Source organism: Cytobacillus sp. FSL M8-0252 (genome assembly GCF_038007345.1).
In the GTDB taxonomy this organism is placed as follows: domain Bacteria; phylum Bacillota; class Bacilli; order Bacillales; family Cytobacillaceae; genus Cytobacillus; species Cytobacillus kochii.
In genome coordinates this window covers 3,896,685-3,916,751 of record NZ_JBBOWZ010000001.1, presented here as the reverse complement: position 1 = coordinate 3,916,751, position 20,067 = coordinate 3,896,685, and the positions used below count along the sequence as shown (strand labels likewise).

Genomic DNA, 20,067 nt, shown 5'->3' with positions numbered 1-20,067 from the left:
AAGATGAAAAAGGGATTTTATAATCGTTTTTGGAGATGGCATTTTTTTGCGGGGATTTTTATTGCTCCCTTACTTATTACATTAACTCTTTCAGGCATTGGTTATTTGTTTTTTCCAGAAGTCGAAAATCAATTATATGATGATTTATTCTTTGGAGATAGTGAAAGCAATGAACAATTAACGATAGACGAAGGAATGGAGAAAGTTGAAAAAGACTTTCATGGGTTTGCTGTTACAAAGATTAGTATCATGGAGGAGCCATATAATACTCGTTTAACTTTAACAGATGAGGCTGGGGAGCAAAAGTATGTTTTCCTTGATGAACAAAACCAAATTGTTGGGAGTCAGGATGCAGCCAATACATACTCAAATGTGATGCGTAGCATACATAGCTCCCTATTTGTAGGAGGAACACCGGTCAATTATTTAGTTGAACTAGCGGCCTGTTGGGCCATCTTTCTACTAATCAGTGGGTTGTATATGACTTTTAAAGGGAAGATCTTAACGAGAAAAGCAAATGGTTCTAAGAACTTTCGTAATAAAAAATTACATGCACTTATAGGTGTAATCATTACCATTCCAATGGTAGTTATTATTTTCACGGGCTTACCGTGGTCTGCGGTTATGGGGAATATAATCTATACAACTGCCAGTAATAATGCACCTGAACTGGAATTAAATCCACCAACATCTGATATTAATGAGATCCCGTGGGCGACAAGGCAAGAGGAAACCCCAGCATCTGATGATCCTCATGCCCATCATCACGGAGGATCCTCTCAGAGTGAACATAATGAGTTTATGATTTCAGTAGGGCAATTAATAGATGAAGTGGAAAGTGAAAATATTAGTAAACCTTATTCTATTGTTTATCCTTCTGCTGATGACGGTGTTTATATCGTTTCTAAAGGAAGCAATTCCGGTGTTACGGGTTTGGATGTGAGTCCGTCAGAAGAAATGACTACTTACTTTGACCAATATTCCGGTGAATATATCGCCGCTGTTAATTATGAGGATTATAATCTTTTGCAAAAATGGTTTACATGGGGAATTCCATTACATGAAGGTCATTTATTTGGTTGGCCAAATAAGGTTTTAAACTTAGTAGTTTGTCTTGCTTTTCTTTTTGTTATTTTTTGGGGTTTTAAAACATGGCTTTCGCGGAAGAAAAAAGACAAGTTTTCTGCACCACCGAAAAATTTTAAAGGACTATCCATTGGTTTTATAGTGTTAATGGTCCTTTTAGGTATACTGATGCCTTTATTTGGTATATCCCTCATTATCGTGGCACTTATTGAATGTATAGTTATTTTTGTGAAAAAAAATAAAGAATAAGCGATGAAGACATTTTCAGTTTTTATGAAAATGTCTTTTTTTATTTTCAAGAGTCGGATGCTATAAATTTTTATAAGATAAAGCGTTAATAGAAAAATAGAAAAAACTACGTTCTCCTATTGTCAAAGACAAGAAACAGGTCTATAATGTCTACTATACAAATACAAATGTACTTTCTATAAGAACAATCTGAGGGGGAACGGAAATGGAAGCAATCTCGATCGGTTTATTAGGTTTGGGCACAGTAGGTTCAGGTGTAGTAAAAATCATTGAAAGAAACCAGGATAAGCTTATGCATCAAATTGGATGCCCAGTAAAGGTGAGTAAAATTCTGGTGAGAGAGTTAGATAAAGAGCGAGAGGTAGAAATAAACCCAGAGCTACTTACAGCGAACCCTGATGATATCTTAAAGAACGATAATATAGATGTAGTCATCGAAGTGATGGGTGGACTGGAGAAAACGAAGGAATATCTCCAAGAAGCAATCAATCACCATAAGCATATTGTGACAGCTAATAAGGATTTAATGGCGGTTTATGGGCCGGAATTATTACAATCTGCTTCGGAAAATCAATGTGACTTATTTTATGAAGCAAGTGTAGCTGGTGGTATTCCTATTTTAAGAGGGCTAGTAGATGGTTTAGCATCTGACCGCATTACGAAAATGATGGGCATTGTTAACGGCACAACAAACTTTATTTTGACAAAAATGAGTAAAGAGGGCAGTGCTTACGAAGAGGTTCTAAAAGAGGCACAAGCACTTGGTTATGCAGAAAGTGACCCTACTGCTGATGTAGAAGGGTTAGATGCAGCTAGAAAAATGGCCATTCTATCAACATTAGGCTTCTCTATGAATATTGATTTAGATGATGTGAAGGTTAACGGGATTACGGAAATCACGGAAGAAGATTTACAATATGCGAAGCAACTCGGCTATTCAATGAAATTAATTGGGATCGCTCACCGAGAAGGCGAAAAAGTAGAAGTGAGTGTACAACCGACGATGTTAGCAGAAACCCATCCACTTGCGGGTGTACAGGATGAATATAACGCCGTATATGTGTATGGTGAGGCAGTGGGTGAAACAATGTTTTATGGTCCAGGAGCGGGAAGCTTACCTACAGCAACAGCTGTTGTTTCAGACTTGGTTGCAGTCATGAAGAATATGAGATTAGGAGTTAATGGAAGAAGTGCGGCAGTTCCACAGTTTGAGAAGAAATTAAAAGACGATAAGGAAATTTTCGCCAAATACTTCCTGCGCTTACATGTAAGTGATGAAGTCGGTGTTTTCGCTAATATCACAAATATCTTCTCGCAAAGAGGTGTGAGTTTCGAGAAGATTCTACAAGTACCTGTCAAAGAGAAAGAACTAGCTGAAATTGTAGTGGTTACACACCAAGCATCGTTAGAAGACTATGAAAATATTATGCTTCATTTAAGAGACTTAGAGGCAGTAAAAGAGATTAAAAGTTCGTATCGTGTAGAAGGAGGAGCCAAACGATGAGATGGGAAGGCTTATTACAATCATATAAAGAATTTTTACCAATAACTGAAAATACTCCGATGCTAACACTAAATGAAGGCAACACTCCTTTAATTCGGTTAGATAACCTTTCAAGAGATTGGGGCATTGATTTATATGTGAAAACAGAAGGAGCAAACCCAACAGGTTCATTTAAAGACCGCGGTATGGTTATGGCTGTAGCTAAAGCGAAAGAAGCTGGAAGTGAAGCAATTATTTGTGCATCTACAGGTAATACTTCAGCAGCGGCAGCAGCCTATGCAGCGAGATCTGGTCTAAGATGTATTGTCGTGATTCCTGAAGGAAAAATCGCTATGGGAAAATTAGCACAGGCAGTCATGTACGGGGCAGAAGTGGTTTCAATTGAAGGGAATTTTGATCAAGCTTTATCAATGGTTAGAAAAATTAGTGAAACAGAAGCTGTTACATTGGTAAACTCTGTAAACCCTTATCGTCTTGAGGGGCAAAAAACAGCAGCATTTGAAATTTGTGATCAGTTAGGTGGGATGGCGCCAGATATTCTCGCCTTACCAGTTGGAAACGCGGGCAATATTAGCGCTTACTGGAAAGGGTTTAAAGAATATCATCAAGCTAAACAAACAGGCCTACCAAAAATGCATGGATTTGAAGCAGAGGGTGCAGCAGCTATTGTTCATAATCGTGTTTTTGAAAACCCTGAAACAGTTGCTACAGCTATCCGTATCGGTAATCCAGCAAGCTGGGATTTAGCTGTGAATGCAGCGAAAGAATCGCAAGGTAAAATTGATGAAGTCAGTGACGAAGAGATTCTTTGTATGTATAGAAAATTAGCTTCATCAGAGGGGATTTTCGCTGAACCGGCATCATGTGCCTCTCTTGCAGGAGTATATAAGCAATTACGTAATGGAGAAATTAAGCATCAAACAAAAGTAGTAGCAGTTTTAACTGGAAATGGATTGAAAGATCCGAATACGGCGATTGATGCGAGTCCCGTTCAACCTGTGAAATTGCCAAATGATGAGCAAGCTGTGGCAGCGCATATAAAGGGAGTTGTCCACGTATGATGGCAGGTGAAATGCTAGTCATTGAAGTACCTGCTAGTACAGCAAATTTAGGGCCAGGCTTTGATTCCATTGGTTTGGCTCTCAATTTGTATTTGCGACTTGAGGTAACAACCCATGATCAATGGGAAGTCATTCCTCTTTCAGAAGGATTGATGACATTTCCAACAGATGAGCGGAATTACATTATTCAAGTGGCTATGCAAACAGCAAAGAAATACAATCAGGAATGCCCACCTTGTCGATTAACGGTGAGCAGTGATATCCCCATTGCTAGAGGGTTAGGTTCAAGTGCGGCAGCGATTGTTGCTGGAATCGAACTTGCTGATACATTATGTGATTTACGATTAACAAAACAACAAAAGCTCGAATGGGCAACTGAAATAGAAGGACATCCCGATAATGTCGGTGCTTCCCTGCTTGGAGGATTGCTAATCGGTAGTCAAACAGATGATGGTGTAGACGCTTTATCACTATACCACCTTCAAGTTGATTTTGTCGTTTGTATCCCAACATCTGAATTATTAACGAAGAAATCGCGCCAAGTATTGCCAACGGAACTTTCTTATAAACAGGCTGTTCACGCAGGGGCAATTGGCAATGTATTTATTGCTTCACTTATTAGTGGGGATTATGAACAAGCGGGTAAAATGATGATGAAAGATCTTTATCATCAACCTTATCGTAAAGAAATTGTACCAGAGCTTGAAGGAGTAGAAAAAGTTGCAATGGCGAATGGAGCACTTGGTGTAGCACTAAGTGGTGCAGGACCGACTATATTATGCTTAGCTCGTGATGGGGAAGGACAAAAACTGGCAACGTTCTTGAGTGCAGGTTTACATGGAATGAAAGTAGTTCCATTGCAAATGGATTTAATCGGTAGTCGTATTTATAAAGAAAATAGTTCAAAAATAAAAAGCGATGTCATGTGACATCGCTTTTTGAAGTAAGAAGGCATTAGAAAACCTGTTCTACTTCCACAACACCAGGAACTTCTTCTAAAAGAGCACGTTCAATACCTGCTTTAAGAGTAATTGTAGAACTTGGGCAACTACCACATGCTCCCAAAAGACGTAATTTTACAATCCCGTCTTCAACATCTACTAATTCACAATCTCCTCCATCACGAAGAAGGAACGGTCTTAATTTATCTAGTACTTCTTGGACTTGACCTGTCATTTCTGCTTGTTCTGCCATTTAAAATCGACTCCTTTCATATCTATATTATAATCAAGATATCCATAAAAATCTATGATAAGGAAACATTTACTTATGTCTGTTATTATACTATATTGTAAAATAGAATGAAGAGTGAAATTATTTTTTTTATTGAAAAAGGGGGAAGCATTTCATGGCTGACCAATTAGAGATTATCGTATATGGAGCAGATGTTCTATGTGCAAGCTGTGTGAATTTACCGTCATCTAAAGAGACATACGAATGGCTTGAAGCGGCACTGGCAAGAAAGTTTGAAAACCAAAAATTTAAAGTATCATATGTCGATATATTCAACCCACCATTAGATGAAGAAAAAAAAGCTTTCGCCTCTCGTGTAATTGAAGAAGATATGTTTTATCCCGTAGTTAAAATCAAAGATCAAATTGTTGGAGAAGGTAATCCTAGGTTGAAAGTGATTTATGCGGAGATGGAGAAATACGGATTTACAGCGGTGTAAATGAAAAAAAGATGCAACCTCTGACCTCAGATAAATGAGATAGAGGTTGCATTTTTTGTTAAAAAAGCATTTATTCATACATAATCGGTGCACCTGGTCCAAGCTCTATACCAAGTAACATCCACACAATCAACATAAGTGTCCATCCGACTAAGAAGAACATTGAATAAGGAATCATTGTTGATACAAGCGTACCAATTCCCATCTTTTTATCATATTTCTGTGCAAAAGCAATAATAATGGCAAAATACGTCATCAACGGAGAAATGATATTTGTTGATGAATCTGCAATTCGATAGGCCATCTGAGTAAGCTCAGGTGAATAACCTAATTGCATCATAATTGGAACAAATACCGGAGCCATCATTGCCCACTTTGCAGAAGCACTGCCGATAAATATGTTAATAAATGCAGCAATAAGAATAAAGACGATAATTAATGGAATGCCTGTGAGGTTAATGTTTTGTAAGAATTCAGCACCATAAACCCCAAGAACTAATCCTATATTAGATTCATTAAAGTAAGCGACAAATTGTCCCGCTGTAAAAGCTAGTACAATAAACATTCCCATTGACGCCATTGTATCAGAGAGTTGATTTGCCACATCTTTATCATTTTTAATCTCTCTAGTAACCATGCCATATACTAAACCTGGAATAAAGAAAAGAATCGCAATGATTGGTACTAAAGAACTCATGAATGGAGAGGAGATAATTGGTTGATCACCAGTACCACGCATTGGAGCACCTTCCGGTAAAACGAGTAATGCTGCTAAAATAACTCCTACTACAATTGAAACACTTGACCAGATTAACCCCTTCTTTTCGATAGCTGTTAACTTTTCAACTTTTTCCCTGTAGTCGCCTTTATATTCCCCAAGTCGTGGTTCAACAATTTTTTCTGTTACCCACGCTCCTATAACTGTCAATAAAAACACAGAAACAATAATGAACCAATAATTCATGGCAATGCTCATACCTTCTGCATAAACAGGATCTATAATTGCAGCACCTGCAATGGTTAGCTCCCCTAATAATGCATCTGTACCTGAAAGTAAAAGGTTTGCACTAAATCCTCCTGATACCCCGGCAAAGGCTGCAGCTAATCCTGCCAATGGATGTCTACCTACTGCTGCAAAAAGAAGTGCACCAAGTGGCGGTAATACAACATATCCTGCATCGGAAGCGACACTTGACATGATTCCTGCGAACACTAATCCTAGTGTAATAAATCGCTTAGGTACTGATAAGACAAACCCACGTAATAAGGCACTAATAAGTCCTGAGCGCTCAGCAATACCTATCCCTAACATCGTCACTAAAACGACACCTAGAGGGGCAAACCCAATAAAGTTATCTGTCATACTAGAAAATATATATTGGATACCTTCTGCACTTAAAAGGTTAGTAATTTCAACCATTTTGCCTTCTTCGCCCGGATGCTCTACCCTAATTCCTAGTTGTGATAGACCAGCAGATAATAGCAAAACAATTAATGACAATATTGCGAATAAAGTGACGGGATGAGGCAATTTGTTACCAATTGTTTCAACACTATCTAATGAACGCTGCAAGTAACCTTTTCTCTTTTTCTTCATTTATATTTTCTCCCTTCTTTCTATTTAGGAAATATTTTGAATATAACCTAACTATTTTGTAAGCGCTTCTTTGCCATTATAAAGGGCAAGTCTCTATAAGAAAATAGAAAGTGAAAAAGTAAGAAAACTGTTATTTTTGTAAAAATTCATATCATTATAAAGGAATTTGGTTTTTATGTAAAAAAACAACCATTTTATAGCAAGAGAATACTGTGGTGATACTTAATTTTGTCCTGAAGAGAATACGTATTGATAAAAGGATATTTTATGAAATGCCCTTTATTAGTTGAAACTTTTGAAAGCTAAATGAGTCTAATTTTTAAAAGTGATAGAAAAAAAGTAAAAAAGGAGAAACGGAATGAAAGGTTTTATTGTCATGTTTTTGTTGCTTATGGGATTGAATTATTTCGTTTATATGCATTTGTCCTCCGCTTCTTCTGAATATGGAAAAAGATCACAAATAGGGTATCTTCTATTAGATAAGCATATGTTAATTGGTGATAAAGATTTTCAACAGGCAGACCTTCATCTTGATGTAAATCGTTTAAAAGAAAAGTACGACACTATCTACTATCTATCATATAATGCATCTCAGCTTCCAGAGGGTATAAAGAACGGCGATAAAGTGAAAGTAAGCTATAGTAAGATATCTCAAACAAAAATTCCTCAAATCGCTGTAAAAGCTATGGAACTGTATACATCATCTTGTGAAAAAAAGAGTGTACTGGTAGGACATATTTATATAGAAGAAAAAATCTTAATAGAAGATGGCAATCTCCATGCCAAAGACATCCATTTAGATATGGATGAATTACAAGCAAAATACCAAATTGTATTATTACATATAGAGTCACCACTTCTTCTAGAGGGGATTGTTAGTGGTGATCAAGTAGCTATCGGATATAGTCGCATGCTTGAATCTTATCCACCAAAAGCATTGGTCACCTGTATAGAAAAATTGAATTAAGTACTTTTGTTTCATAAGTGAAATAATGGTAATACCCGAGGGTGTTTTATAGTTATGATAGTCGTTTGTTCAAGCGAAGTATAACCATCATAGTTTAAATTTTGGTTCAATTCTATATATCCTTCTGGAGACCAAAAACCTCCATTATTTCTGAAGTACCAATTATTACTTTCTGTAAAAACATTGTATTTATGCTCAGTAAAGACCTAAAAAGAAACTTCCGCCTTTCTTTAAAACTTCTAAAAATATGTTGTAATAATTTTTTTCGGTCAATAGGTGCAAGAGCGCCATAATCACAGTATATATAAGTGTCGCAAAGTCATATTGATTTTCGTCAGTTATATTTAAGTAATTTTCATTACGATCATATATTAATTCCTTCTCTAATTTTAAACACAAAAAACCGTAGAGATTTTACTCTACGGTCTAAAAAGAAGAATCCATCCGGAGAGCAAAATATCAATTTCGAGCATAACAAATAAGCATTTATTCATACCTATTTATTTTGCTTCAAATTGATTGTTTCACCTTTCTCCAGTCATAATAAAGTTCACGAAAATTAAACTTCTTCTATGCCGAACCTCTTCACCTAACCTTCTTGTGTTTTCATAAATAAAATTAACTACTATATTTTTAATTTCAATTATTAATATTAAGATGTGTATCACAACTACTGTGTATTATAAAATAAACGAATCGCTTTAATGCTTAAACCTTTAAAGCTAGTGGCAAGGGGGGTGAAAAAAATGTATTCCGAACCCCTGTTTAACTATTTCCCTCCTTATCGGAGCAGAAAACTTTCATTTGTAATCCAAATCAATGATTCTATAAAAGGCGAGTAAGTGGGAATGTTCGTTGTTGACTTACTCCTGTGGAAACCCTATCCAACCCTTTGTATAATAATTGCTGAACGATTTATGGCTTGATTGTCTACCCCTGTTCCAGCTAGCAAATTGATAGTTGCACTAAAGTTTCTAATGGTTACTATTCCTCCAGCAGGGATAGAAACGATTGTAAAACCGTTAAATTGACTTCTATCAGTATCTGGGAAAGTGACATATTCTTCACCAAAGAAGGAAAGGGGTTGGGCAGCACCGTTAATGGTTACTGCAAACGCAGAATTAATTGTGCCTCCCCCTGTTTCAGAACGTAATGATAAGGCATAGTCAATACGATAAACACCAGATACATTTACTACTATATTTGATGATACTGGTGTGAATGTGAAACCAGAAGTTGACGCTGGACTAGATAGATCGAAAATCACATCTTCATTTGTAGCAACTACTTGGTTTCCTCCAATTCCTGCAGCATTAAAGTACTGCGGTACAAAGGCTTCACCAGTTGGACCTGTTACTCCCGTTATTCCAGTTAACCCAGTAACCCCCGTTAAACCAATAGGCCCAGTCACACCGGTGGGACCGGTAACCCCTGTCAAACCAATAGGTCCAGTTATACCGGTGGGTCCGGTAACCCCTGTCAAACCAATGGGTCCAGTTATACCGGTGGGTCCGGTAACCCCTGTCAAACCAATGGGTCCAGTTATACCGGTGGGACCGGTAACCCCTGTCAAACCAATGGGTCCAGTTATACCGGTGGGACCGGTAACCCCTGTCAAACCAATGGGTCCAGTTACACCGGTGGGGCCAGTAGCTCCTGTCAAACCAATAGGTCCAGTTATACCGGTGGGACCGGTAACCCCTGTCAAACCAATGGGTCCAGTTATACCGGTGGGACCGGTAACCCCTGTCAAACCAATGGGTCCAGTTATACCGGTGGGACCGGTAACCCCTGTCAAACCAATGGGTCCAGTTACACCGGTGGGGCCAGTAGCTCCTGTCAAACCAATAGGTCCAGTTATACCGGTGGGACCGGTAACCCCTGTCAAACCAATGGGTCCAGTTATACCGGTGGGACCGGTAACCCCTGTCAAACCAATGGGTCCAGTTACACCGGTGGGACCAGTAACTCCTGTCAAACCAATAGGTCCAGTTACACCGGTGGGACCAGTAACTCCTGTCAAACCAATAGGTCCAGTTATACCGGTGGGACCGGTAACCCCTGTCAAACCAATGGGTCCAGTTACACCGGTGGGACCAGTAACTCCTGTTAAACCAATGGGTCCAGTATCTCCTCTAATATAATAAGGTTTACACTTATATATATTGCATTCATTACAATTTTCATGTGAATGATAGTTAAATCCTAACAGCATTATCTTCCCCCCTTTTTTTGCTTTTACATATTATTATTAAAATTAAGAGGAAAGAGATTGTATTTATACCTATTACTTACTAAACATATAGAGAAACTTGACTAATCATGTCCAATCTGATTCTTCTCATATTCCCTTTTCTCATCTTATCAAGGCAATCTAATTAAATGGTTTATACAATTGCCACGACTAAATTTCGCTCAACAAAAGCGCTCTATAATGGAGTAGTTGAGGATCTATAATTATCTGATATAGTTGAATTAGGATTGGGTCAAACATTTTTTTTAACTCTGTACCAATACTTGTAAATTTCCGAATAACCAATTTTAGAATAAAGCCTTAATGCAGGTTTATTATTCAAAAGAACAGCTAGGTAACTGTATTTAGCTCCATTTTCTTTCCCCCATTTTAGTAAATTCAATATCAACTGTTCGCCAAACCCTTGATTCCTAAATTTAATGTCAGTGACAATATCATAAAGTCCTATGTAGTCCCTTTCTATAACCCCAAGACCACAGGCAATCACATCTGCTTTATAATATAGTGATATAAAGCACTTTTGAGTTGTAATATTGGACAACATTTGTACCATCGTATCCTTGTTTTTTTCTTCAACATTATTCAGTCTACAAAAATTATCTAGCCACTCAATATTAATATTTCTATCTAGTTTTACAGAATGGTAGGTTGGTTCTATGATGCCATTTAGCGCCATGGTTTGAACACTTGTACAATCAATTAAAGAATAGGCTTTTTCCTCCAAAATCTCATCTAAATTTTCTGGTTTAACAAAAGGCGTAATTTTAAATGTAGTACTTAGTTCATTATTAGAGTAGTTTTTCTCGCATTCTCTAATTTTTTGATTTAAATCATAAGTTGAATAATGGATAGGATTAATTGAATTAGCACGTTTCGTATAACCATTTGAAAATCGTAGTACCCACCCATCGTAAAGTAACGTAGATAATGGCTGCCAATTGTTCAAAGATAGTTCTTCAATAATTTTACAATTCATTTTTCCCTCCAGATAACTTTTGAATAATAATACATTATTTTGAATTAATATTCAATGATTAAAAACAATCCTTTTTGGGAGGAAAAGAGCAACAGAAGAGGAATTAGAAGAATAGGTACAACAATGCATTACGGATTATGCTTGCTGTTTCACCAGAAGCAATTCCAGTTGGGAGCCACTGAGTATCTTGGAGATGAATCACCTAAGGTATTGGCCTAGGCATTAAACCCGTTAGTTGATTTGATAGTTGCGAGTTTTCCTCTTTCATCCGTTGTTGTTGTTGGTTCATGTTTTTTCATGTTAGAGAAAAGTGATAGAGCATGGACTGGAATTCAGTATGGAGCACTTGGATATGGATTATCAGATTATGCCAATGTTGTTGAAAGTTTTGAAGGCAATTGAAAGAGCAATATAAAAACCCAACAAAAAAAGTACAATTTCTAAAAGAAATTGTACTTCCTGTATTTAAAGGATTGAAAAACCCTCTTAAATCAATAAATTATAAAACTGTAGATAACCAAGAGTTTTATTAACCGTTATGATATTTATACATCCAAAGAATGCCTGATTTAATAAGGCGTGCTACTCGTCCTGTAATTGGACGTTCGGCAACTAAACCAAAGCCGTGTTTTTTACCTAAAGAACCCATGATTCCTTTTAGTTTTATTACTGGAAGGGTTTCGGGTAGTTCTTCATTTTTCCAACGTTTTAAAAGGACTTGTACAATTTGTTCTGCTTGTCCTTCAGCTAGTTGCGCACTTGGTGCGTGAGGAAGGCTTGCGCAGTCACCTACTACATATACATGCTCGTCATCAGGGATATTGTGATACTTGGTTAATACGACTCTACCCTGTTTGTCTTTTTCAACATCCATCGCACGTACAACATGTGTCGGCTGAATACCTGCAGTCCATACAACGACATCACTTTCAATCCGCTCATCATGGTTGTATAGAGCGCCTTCTTCGACTTTAGTGATATTAGAGTTGTTAATGACTTGTACGCTTCGAGAGTTAAACCAGTTTTGTACATATTTACTTAGTCTCTCTGGGAAGGCAGATAAGATGCGATTCCCCCGATCAAACAACTTGACCGTTAAATCAGGTCTGCTTTCATTTAGTTCAGATGCTAACTCGATACCACTGAGACCAGCACCAACAATCGAAACAATGGCACCTGCTGGCAAATTATTCAACGTTTCATATGTTTTTCGTGACTTGGCAATAGATTGAATACTGTGAGTATATACATCTGCCCCAGGAACATTATGGTATTTATCTTCACAACCAAGTCCAACAATTAGATCGTCATATGAAATTGGTTGTTGATCGTTTAAATGAACCATCTTTTCTTTTGTGTCAATTTTTGTAATATCTCCATATTGAATGTTCAAGCGAGGGTGTTCTGGAAAAGCAACACGTACATGTTGATCGGAAATCGTTCCAGCGGCAAGTGCATAGTATTCTGTTTTTAAACAATGATAAGGTACCCGGTCGACGAGAGTAATCGAAACATCATCCGGCAGTTGATTCGGTAAAAGGCGAGCAAGCACTCGCATTCCTCCGTATCCTCCCCCTAGAATAACAAGATTTTTCATTTGCTGATATCCCCTTTATTTTGTCCGTTCTCATACAAGAAGATAATCTGATACAATGGAAAAAACACAAGTGTCCAAATTATCTTAAAAAAATAAATATAACCATCCATATTGCATAATCCCATAAAAAGTATAACGAAATTATCTCTAAATCACAACAGAAAACAAAAGGAAACTTATGTAGAAAGGACGGAGTGAAAATATTCTGATATTTATAGTTTCTTGTAAAGAAGAAAAGGAAGCGAATAAGGAGTTAATATTATGAGGAAGATTGTTGTAGAATTTTGTATAACAAATATGGCCAATGGTTCTCACCATGCCTTTACAAAGTTAAAAAAAGATTATGATTTAGATGTCATTGAATATGGCTGTTTAGGATATTGTGGGAAGTGCCGGCATTTATTATTCGCTTTAGTTGACAATGACATCATTCATGGGGAAAATGCGGAGGAATTGGTTTATAACATTTATCAACATTTAGATGAAGAATAATGTTCCTTTACTCTTTTGTTGCCATATAATAAGGTATAGTTACGTTAATGAAGGCAGTAAGTTTGTGAAACACTGTAAAGAAGTATATACTAAGCCTATAATATAAACTTGGAGGGATTATGATGAATCAAATTGTTGAGATTACAGAAGCGGCAGCCCTTCACATTAAAGAAATGATGAAACAAAATGAAGAAGAGAACGCCAAGCTACGTGTAGCTGTAAAGGGCGGTGGCTGTAGCGGATTATCTTACGGAATGGGCTTTGCTCAAGAAGTAGAAGAAGACGACATTCCTTTTGAATTACATGGCCTTGAAATCGTTGTAAGTAAAGAAGATGCACCGATTCTACAAGGGACAAAAATAGACTATAAAGAATCCATGATGGGTGGCGGTTTCACTATCGACAACCCAAATGCGATTGCCAATTGCGGCTGTGGATCTTCTTTTAGAACCGCAACAAAGGTTGGTACGCCAGAAGAGTGCTAGGCGGTATATCAACGTTTTGAGTCGATTTTGATGCCGGGATATTATCTCGATAATCTAAACGATAACTGATGCGCAGGGTTGCCGATTGCATTAGTAAATCGGCGCCATATGCATTAGTTGACGACGTGGAAACAGCCCTTAAATGGGCGATTTAGGATTAATAATAACGACCTTTCTTAGCGATGAAAAAAAATCGTTAGGGGAGGTCGTTTTTTGTTTTGACGTTAAAGAAACGAAATCGCATTAATAAACTTTCGTACGCTACGAAGAATTTTCCGCAATTAACTTTCGAACAAGCAATCGATATAGTTGTTTCCGGCAAACGTGCGGAAGGTGTGCGCGATAGGACAGTTCGCGATTATGTGAAAATGTGGGGATATTTTACCGATTGGTTATTCGCATCATACGAAGTGAACACGGTGGACGAACTGGACGCGGATGTATTTCGCAACTACATAAATTACATGAAATACGATAAGCGACGATATGACGGCCATAAATACATCGATTCTGATAGGCAGGGGATCGGATTGTCAGACACCACGATTAACATCAATCTCCGGACCTTACGCGCCATATTTAATCATTTACAACGCGAAGAACTACTCGAAGTTAATCCGATGGAAAGAATCAAGCTTATACGGCAAGATATCGACTTGACGAACTGTTTGACAGACGAGGAAGTGAAGGAAATACTGCGACAACCTAATATGCGCGACTATGTAGGCTATAGAGACGCCGTGGCGATAAATTTGCTATTAGATTCGGGATTACGCGCAAATGAATTGATCGGCCTAAGAGCTGGCGATATCGACTTTAAAACGCGATTCATTACGCTGACAGGCGATAGAAATAAGAATCGTAAACCGCGCCTAGTACCAATATCAACGCACGTCGTCAAAATGTTGCTACAGCTAATAAACGAGAACACAGCGCACTTCAAGACTGATCGTGTATTCCTATCGTGCTATGGCGAGCCTTTAGGTCAGAATCAGTTTAATAAACGGCTGAAATATTACGCAGAGAAAGCCGGCATTAAAGATAAAAAAGTAACGGCACACGTCTACCGTCATACCTGGGCGAAAAATATGATACTTAACGGTTGTGATGCCTTTACATTACAAAAAATTGGTGGCTGGTCAGATATCCGTACAATGCGTCGCTATATACAGATGGATACAGAGGAAATGCGTCGTAGTCACGATGATTATTCGCCAATCAATCGCTTAAAAAGAAGAATTTAAACAAAAAAAAATAGCGCAGGTTGCGACAACAACCTAACGCCCTGAATTACAATATTTAATATAAGTATAATCGAAAAAAGCGTTCACGTCAACGCTTATTCAGTCATGGGCTTGCGCAGAAGGGAAACCAGATGCACTATCTATCGAACTATCAAACGTTCCAATCGAAGCAGCAACTAAACGAAGCCGTTGCGGACCATTTGTCTGCGCATCATTATGAACTATCCGAAACAGTTCGCGAGGTATTGAACACAATCGCTCGATATGCCGTCAAGTTTGCTGGCGCTGCACATCTTAAAGCCGCAACCTTGGCGGAACTTATCGGAAAGAGCGAGAAGACTATTAGGCGTGCTATCAACCGCCTGCAAGACCTCCGAATCATTCGCAAAGTTGTTACGAATCGAAAAGTAACAGGCGGACAAGGTGCGAATATCATTCAAATTTTGCCGGCTATAGCCGACAGTTCTCTTCGCGATGACCAGGCGGAAGTGTCCAGGCGTCATGATGCCGTCGAGCCAGTCGTATCAAGCGGTGAGCCTAGCGAAAACGAGAAAGAACCTTATCCTTTTCTAAAACAAAATACTGTTATAAATAATACGTATAAGGCGTTCAAGCAATCCGTTAACTATTTCGTCAATGATTCGCAATTAACAAATAAGCTGTACGGCATATTCCTTGCGCAAACGTCATACATAAAGCATTGCTATGAATCTAGCGAACTACTAGACTGCGGCATCGAAGCCGTCATGACTACGTTTAAGGCGACTAAGCGTAAGCCTATTCGCAACATGGCTGGATATTATCACGGCGTGCTTGACCGTGTGCTTGATCGCTTAATGACCGAAGTGTTCCGATAACTTCCGAGAATATAGGATATCGCTAGGGTTTATTGTGTATTTTATCAGCCGCAGCCTCCTGCCGGACGAGGGGTCTGAAAACATCAGGGTTGAGCTACGCAGGACTATCCGTTTATGCATCTTTCTATACATCGCCGAGGGAACGGAAGCAACGTAGGAATGCGGGTTCACGGAATGCATAAACGTCATGCATGTACGTAGGTGTGACGGAGGACGGATGAACGTTGATGTGACGGCATTTGTGCGATGTAATGTAAGTAACATAATGCGTTTGTGTTACATAATATATGCGCTTTGTTGAATATTATATGCAACGCGTTTGATGGGCGGGGGTACTCGGTGAATCAGCGCTCCCACCATGCATATTAACCTTATACGATTCAAATTTTAACCTCGGGGGTAAAAAATGCGCTAGAAAATTTTTGAATTTCGAGGGTTGATTTATGCAATGCGACCGTTATATAATTTACGTAACAAAACGAGAATAATCGGAGGTGTGTTACGTATGAACACGGTCGAACCAATCCGCAGCAAGGCGGACATCGCACGCATGAAAAAAGCGCTAGGCAATCCACGCGATAAGCTACTATTTATCTTCGGCATTAATTCAGCGCTGCGCATATCGGACATTCTTGCGCTAACGGTAGGCGATGTGCGCGGCAAGGATACGCTTGCAATCAAGGAGACCAAGACGCGCAAGTCTAAGCGATTCAAATTAAACCCCGCGATACAGAAGGCTATACGTGAGCTAGTGCCGGATGATGCAGACGACAATGCGCCCCTATTTCCTTCGCGCAGGGGAACAAAAGCGATTAGTCGCGTTCAGGCTTGGCGGATTCTTAATGACGCGGCCAAACGAGTAGGTCTAGATATTGAAATAGGTACACATACGCTACGCAAAACAATGGCGTATCACGCTTATAAATCAGGCGTAGATATTTCGTTACTGATGAACGTGCTGAATCATAGTAGCCAGCGCGAGACGTTGCGTTATATCGGAGTTACGCAGGAGCAAGTTAATGGTGTGTTCGAGTCGATTAATTTGTAATGGCGCTTCCTGCTACCCGACATCGCTTTTACGCTTTTAATTGCGTAAAATTTTTAACGAGACTTACTCTCCCAAGGGTTTCAGCGTTTATTCCTTAAAAGAAAATAAGGGAGTTTTTAACCCCTGCGCCTTCATTCGGGTAAAAGACACCCCTCACTCGGCGCCAATATTCTTTCTAATTATTACCTTTCGCGAAAATAATATGCACTAGTAATCTCGGCAGACTGAAAGGATGCAAGGTTTTATCACTTACTATCGCGCTTCCGTTCGCCATACCTTTTACTATACCAATTAAAATTCCTACGCAGAATTACGAAAAGAATAGGCGAAATGTTGGCTCATCTAGGCGCAACCAATGCGCTGACTCTTCCGTTTAGGCGGAACTGTATTATATACAAAAGGTGCGCGACAACTAAAAAAAGCTTCCGATTTATTTCGGAGGCTCTTTTTCATTCTTCTCTTTTAAATACTCTCTTTGTTCCTTAACGGTGCTCATATTCCAAACTTCACTCTCTAGCTGCAACGTCATTAACTCTCTAATATCATCAATTTTCAATGCGGTGGCTATCCTACCTATATGATCGAGATTTAAGCGATCAACAAATCCTCGAGTAATCTGTGAAATAGCTGCCGGTCTTATTCCTGTTAATTCTGCTAATTCTTTTTGAGTCATTCCGCGTTCCTTTAACACTACATCTAATCGTAGCTCAACGACTAATCTTTCATATTGCTCATCTTCTATGTTCATCAACTTATCACCTCTAAGACGTATTATACACGAAATTACGAAAAAGCGGAATTATTTTCATAATATGTATTGACGTAATTACGCATACACGTTATTATGTGTTTAAGATATAAATAAGGAGGCGTCAAAATGGGAATTTTATTTGCAACGGTTTGGTTTGCATGGGCTGGAGTTATCTCTGCGGCATTCATAGGATGGGTGGTGAGCGATCATGATTAAGCGAGAGGTAACGTTCATTGATCCACTTAGTGAACCAGTAATCCAAAATGTTGCCGTCATCAGCGAAAGAGTCATTGCGGAGAATGAAGGAGCAGGGTCCGTTAGCTTTACCGTAGCAAAAGAAGATATAGCGCAAGAGGTAGACGTCGAACGTGCTCAGGTCTTTGACTGTTACTTTGGACGCGATCTGACCGACAATGAGCTAGAATGGTTGTCGACTGCGAGCTTTATAGAGGTTGTGGAACGCTATGCGTTAACAATAGGAGGGGACGCCTAATGATTAGAAGAGAAAATATAAAGTTTATTGCCACGCACGACGAGGGCTTCGGCGAACCAATCATAGAAGATACGGTTATTTTTGCGGATGAGATCGTCGCAGAATACAAAGGGTATGACGCGCTCACTTTCCGTGCGAAAAGGGCGTACTGTTCGATTCAGGCAAAGTGATATCGATTGATGACATTGGCGGTATCAGTCTATGAGTTGGCGTACATGAAAAGCGACAATTTGGCGGTTGTCGAAGAAGATGCAGCGATAAACTATGATTGCGATTTACTGATTAATCTAATTTTAGGAGGAAAATGAAAATGAAAAAGGTAACGGTGCAGTATTTATTTGGCGGAGAAAATAGCGAGATAGATAACGAAGAAGGTATATTGTTTCCAAACGGAAAAGTCTTCGTGGCAGGTAACGGTGAGCTGGGATTATACAACGCAATGGAAACGGAAAATCAAGACGTTGTGACAGTGGATTTGGATAATGATACAGAAGAGTTTATGCGCGAGAATCCAGCAGTCCTAATCGACTTATTGTCTGCAGTTTAAATTTGCGAAAAGGTGATCCGTGATGTCGGTGCATCGATGGCAAGGGTGCATCGGCAAGCGGCTTGAATGACACGCGACCCGGAATGGGGTTTATTATAGCGGCAACTATAATATATTGTGTGCTGGGTCGTCACAAGTTGTCGGCCTATTTTCGAGTTTATGATAGATTTTCAAAACGGACTCCGGAGTCCACTTTACCGCTATCGCTTACAGTATTAGAGGTACTGATCCCATTTGATAGGTTCGAGAACCACGGTTCCCCGTTACCTGGTACAATATCCGCATTGCGTCTGTTGACAGTATACTCAAACGAAGAACTCGAAAAACCACGAGAAATGCCCATAATGAGCATTTAAAATCGCAATCGGCATAATGCCGAATTAAAAATCGCAATCTGATATTGCCGAGGATGATATTCCATCGCGCATCATAAATTCGAAGCTCGGATTGCCTGAGTTAAGTCGAAATCAAAAAGCAGCATTGGTCATTCTCCTCCATTACGAAGAAGAGAGGAGGAAAGCGAGGGAACGTCAGCGTGAGGCAGGAGAGATATACGGAAGAGGGCAGGAAAAGCTATCTCCAGATTTGGAGGGAGCTAAAGTAAGCGGGGAGGTTGCTGATATATTAAAGAAAAAGTCAGGCGTTAGTAAAACGAATATCTATTATTTACTAGCCGTTTACAAATCGCGCCTTGACTTATTCCAACTCGTAAAAGACGGAAAGTATTCCATTAATAAGGCGTACACGCAGATGAAGGCGGACGAAGCTCCGGAAGTAGTTGAGGAAGTTCCAGTCGAAATACTCGACGTTGACGAATGGCAAGCGGAATATCTCCTTATTGCGGAAAATGTAGAGCGACGAGGTCAAGCCGAATCCGATCCGATTAAAAAGGCGAGGATAGCGCAGTTCTTGAAGGAGTATTGGGGCGTTAAAAATGGGGTTAATCAACATAGCAGGGTTGGACATAATGGGCAACCCTCAAAAACAACGGCAGACATCGCAGAGACAATCGGAGAGTCTGAAAAGTCAACGCGCAGAATCCTCAAACTCAACGACCTTATTCCCGAAATCCAAGCGCTCGTCTCATCCGGCAAACTCGGAACTACAGCGGCAGAACAATACGCCTACATTTCGCCGGAGAATCTACACAACGCGATATATAACTTACGCAAATAAGGAGGTAATTG

21 protein-coding genes are annotated in these 20,067 nt (G+C 39.1%); 15 read left to right on the top strand and 6 right to left on the bottom strand.

Annotated features, from left to right (window positions below; all coding sequences use genetic code 11):
• Window positions 1-3: 3 nt before the first annotated feature.
• The 4 genes from MKX83_RS19780 (at window position 4) to thrB (ending at window position 4,829) form a co-directional block, all read left to right on the top strand.
• Complete coding sequence (locus MKX83_RS19780; protein ID WP_341057362.1) at window positions 4-1,335, top strand: PepSY-associated TM helix domain-containing protein; 1,332 nt, start codon at window positions 4-6, stop codon at window positions 1,333-1,335.
• 205 nt (window positions 1,336-1,540) lie between these two features.
• The gene (locus MKX83_RS19775) at window positions 1,541-2,839 is read left to right on the top strand and encodes a homoserine dehydrogenase (RefSeq protein ID WP_341057357.1); all 1,299 of its coding nucleotides are present in this window, start codon (window positions 1,541-1,543) and stop codon (window positions 2,837-2,839) included.
• Entirely contained in the window at window positions 2,836-3,900 is a 1,065-nt protein-coding gene (thrC, locus tag MKX83_RS19770) for a threonine synthase (RefSeq protein WP_224938118.1), read from the top strand. Before MKX83_RS19775 ends, thrC begins: the two co-directional genes overlap by 4 nt.
• Window positions 3,897-4,829: a homoserine kinase gene (gene thrB / locus MKX83_RS19765; protein WP_341057353.1), complete on the top strand. Its 933-nt coding sequence runs from the start codon at window positions 3,897-3,899 to the stop codon at window positions 4,827-4,829. The genes thrC and thrB overlap by 4 nt, the downstream gene beginning before the upstream one ends.
• Before the next feature lie 25 nt (window positions 4,830-4,854).
• On the opposite strand, the gene MKX83_RS19760 is transcribed toward thrB, so the two are convergent.
• Window positions 4,855-5,094 (bottom strand): NifU family protein, encoded by a 240-nt coding sequence (locus MKX83_RS19760; protein WP_095372024.1) that lies wholly within the window; start codon window positions 5,092-5,094, stop codon window positions 4,855-4,857.
• 154 nt (window positions 5,095-5,248) lie between these two features.
• Here MKX83_RS19760 and MKX83_RS19755 point away from each other — a divergent pair, with 154 nt between their 5' ends.
• Window positions 5,249-5,572 carry a YuzD family protein gene (locus tag MKX83_RS19755; protein WP_095372025.1) on the top strand — a complete coding sequence of 108 codons (324 nt, stop codon included), beginning with the start codon at window positions 5,249-5,251 and terminating at the stop codon, window positions 5,570-5,572.
• 70 nt (window positions 5,573-5,642) lie between these two features.
• Here the strand turns inward: MKX83_RS19755 and MKX83_RS19750 are convergent, their stop codons facing one another.
• Window positions 5,643-7,169 carry an AbgT family transporter gene (locus MKX83_RS19750; protein WP_340976340.1) on the bottom strand — a complete coding sequence of 509 codons (1,527 nt, stop codon included), beginning with the start codon at window positions 7,167-7,169 and terminating at the stop codon, window positions 5,643-5,645.
• A 358-nt stretch (window positions 7,170-7,527) separates the two neighbouring features.
• Between MKX83_RS19750 and MKX83_RS19745 the strand changes: the two genes are divergently transcribed.
• A complete protein-coding gene (locus MKX83_RS19745; protein ID WP_341057346.1) occupies window positions 7,528-8,136 on the top strand; it encodes a hypothetical protein in 609 nt (202 codons plus the stop codon).
• Window positions 8,137-9,016: 880 nt separating this feature from the next.
• Here the strand turns inward: MKX83_RS19745 and MKX83_RS19740 are convergent.
• The 3 genes from MKX83_RS19740 to MKX83_RS19730 form a co-directional block, all read right to left on the bottom strand.
• Window positions 9,017-10,351 (bottom strand): collagen-like protein, encoded by a 1,335-nt coding sequence (locus MKX83_RS19740; RefSeq protein WP_341057344.1) that lies wholly within the window; start codon window positions 10,349-10,351, stop codon window positions 9,017-9,019.
• A 271-nt stretch (window positions 10,352-10,622) separates the two neighbouring features.
• A complete protein-coding gene (locus tag MKX83_RS19735) occupies window positions 10,623-11,366 on the bottom strand; it encodes a GNAT family N-acetyltransferase (protein WP_341057342.1) in 744 nt (247 codons plus the stop codon).
• 529 nt (window positions 11,367-11,895) lie between these two features.
• A complete protein-coding gene (locus MKX83_RS19730; RefSeq protein ID WP_095372031.1) occupies window positions 11,896-12,963 on the bottom strand; it encodes an NAD(P)/FAD-dependent oxidoreductase in 1,068 nt (355 codons plus the stop codon).
• A gap of 261 nt (window positions 12,964-13,224) precedes the next feature.
• Here MKX83_RS19730 and MKX83_RS19725 point away from each other — a divergent pair, with 261 nt between their 5' ends.
• The 5 genes from MKX83_RS19725 (at window position 13,225) to MKX83_RS19705 (ending at window position 17,089) form a co-directional block, all read left to right on the top strand.
• The gene (locus MKX83_RS19725) at window positions 13,225-13,455 is read left to right on the top strand and encodes a DUF1450 domain-containing protein (protein ID WP_341057339.1); all 231 of its coding nucleotides are present in this window, start codon (window positions 13,225-13,227) and stop codon (window positions 13,453-13,455) included.
• A gap of 122 nt (window positions 13,456-13,577) precedes the next feature.
• Window positions 13,578-13,940, top strand: a complete 363-nt coding sequence (locus MKX83_RS19720; RefSeq protein WP_341057337.1) for a HesB/IscA family protein — start codon at window positions 13,578-13,580, stop codon at window positions 13,938-13,940.
• A gap of 218 nt (window positions 13,941-14,158) precedes the next feature.
• The gene (locus MKX83_RS19715; RefSeq protein WP_341057332.1) at window positions 14,159-15,184 is read left to right on the top strand and encodes a tyrosine-type recombinase/integrase; all 1,026 of its coding nucleotides are present in this window, start codon (window positions 14,159-14,161) and stop codon (window positions 15,182-15,184) included.
• A gap of 131 nt (window positions 15,185-15,315) precedes the next feature.
• The gene (locus MKX83_RS19710) at window positions 15,316-16,041 is read left to right on the top strand and encodes a helix-turn-helix domain-containing protein (protein WP_341057328.1); all 726 of its coding nucleotides are present in this window, start codon (window positions 15,316-15,318) and stop codon (window positions 16,039-16,041) included.
• Between the two features lie 505 nt (window positions 16,042-16,546).
• Window positions 16,547-17,089: a site-specific integrase gene (locus MKX83_RS19705; protein WP_341056675.1), complete on the top strand. Its 543-nt coding sequence runs from the start codon at window positions 16,547-16,549 to the stop codon at window positions 17,087-17,089.
• 430 nt (window positions 17,090-17,519) lie between these two features.
• Here MKX83_RS19705 and MKX83_RS19700 read toward each other — a convergent pair whose 3' ends face one another.
• Window positions 17,520-17,837, bottom strand: coding sequence for a helix-turn-helix domain-containing protein (locus MKX83_RS19700; RefSeq protein WP_341057323.1), 318 nt, complete (start codon window positions 17,835-17,837; stop codon window positions 17,520-17,522).
• Between the two features lie 211 nt (window positions 17,838-18,048).
• Here MKX83_RS19700 and MKX83_RS19695 point away from each other — a divergent pair, with 211 nt between their 5' ends.
• The 4 genes from MKX83_RS19695 (at window position 18,049) to MKX83_RS19680 (ending at window position 20,056) form a co-directional block, all read left to right on the top strand.
• On the top strand, window positions 18,049-18,333 hold the full coding sequence (locus MKX83_RS19695; protein ID WP_341057322.1) for a hypothetical protein: 285 nt from the start codon (window positions 18,049-18,051) through the stop codon (window positions 18,331-18,333).
• Window positions 18,333-18,503, top strand: coding sequence for a hypothetical protein (locus MKX83_RS19690; RefSeq protein ID WP_341057318.1), 171 nt, complete (start codon window positions 18,333-18,335; stop codon window positions 18,501-18,503). The genes MKX83_RS19695 and MKX83_RS19690 overlap by 1 nt, the downstream gene beginning before the upstream one ends.
• Window positions 18,504-18,643: 140 nt before the next feature.
• Window positions 18,644-18,880, top strand: a complete 237-nt coding sequence (locus MKX83_RS19685) for a hypothetical protein (RefSeq protein WP_341057317.1) — start codon at window positions 18,644-18,646, stop codon at window positions 18,878-18,880.
• Window positions 18,881-19,327: 447 nt separating this feature from the next.
• Entirely contained in the window at window positions 19,328-20,056 is a 729-nt protein-coding gene (locus MKX83_RS19680; protein WP_341057315.1) for a hypothetical protein, read from the top strand.
• Window positions 20,057-20,067 lie beyond the last annotated feature (11 nt).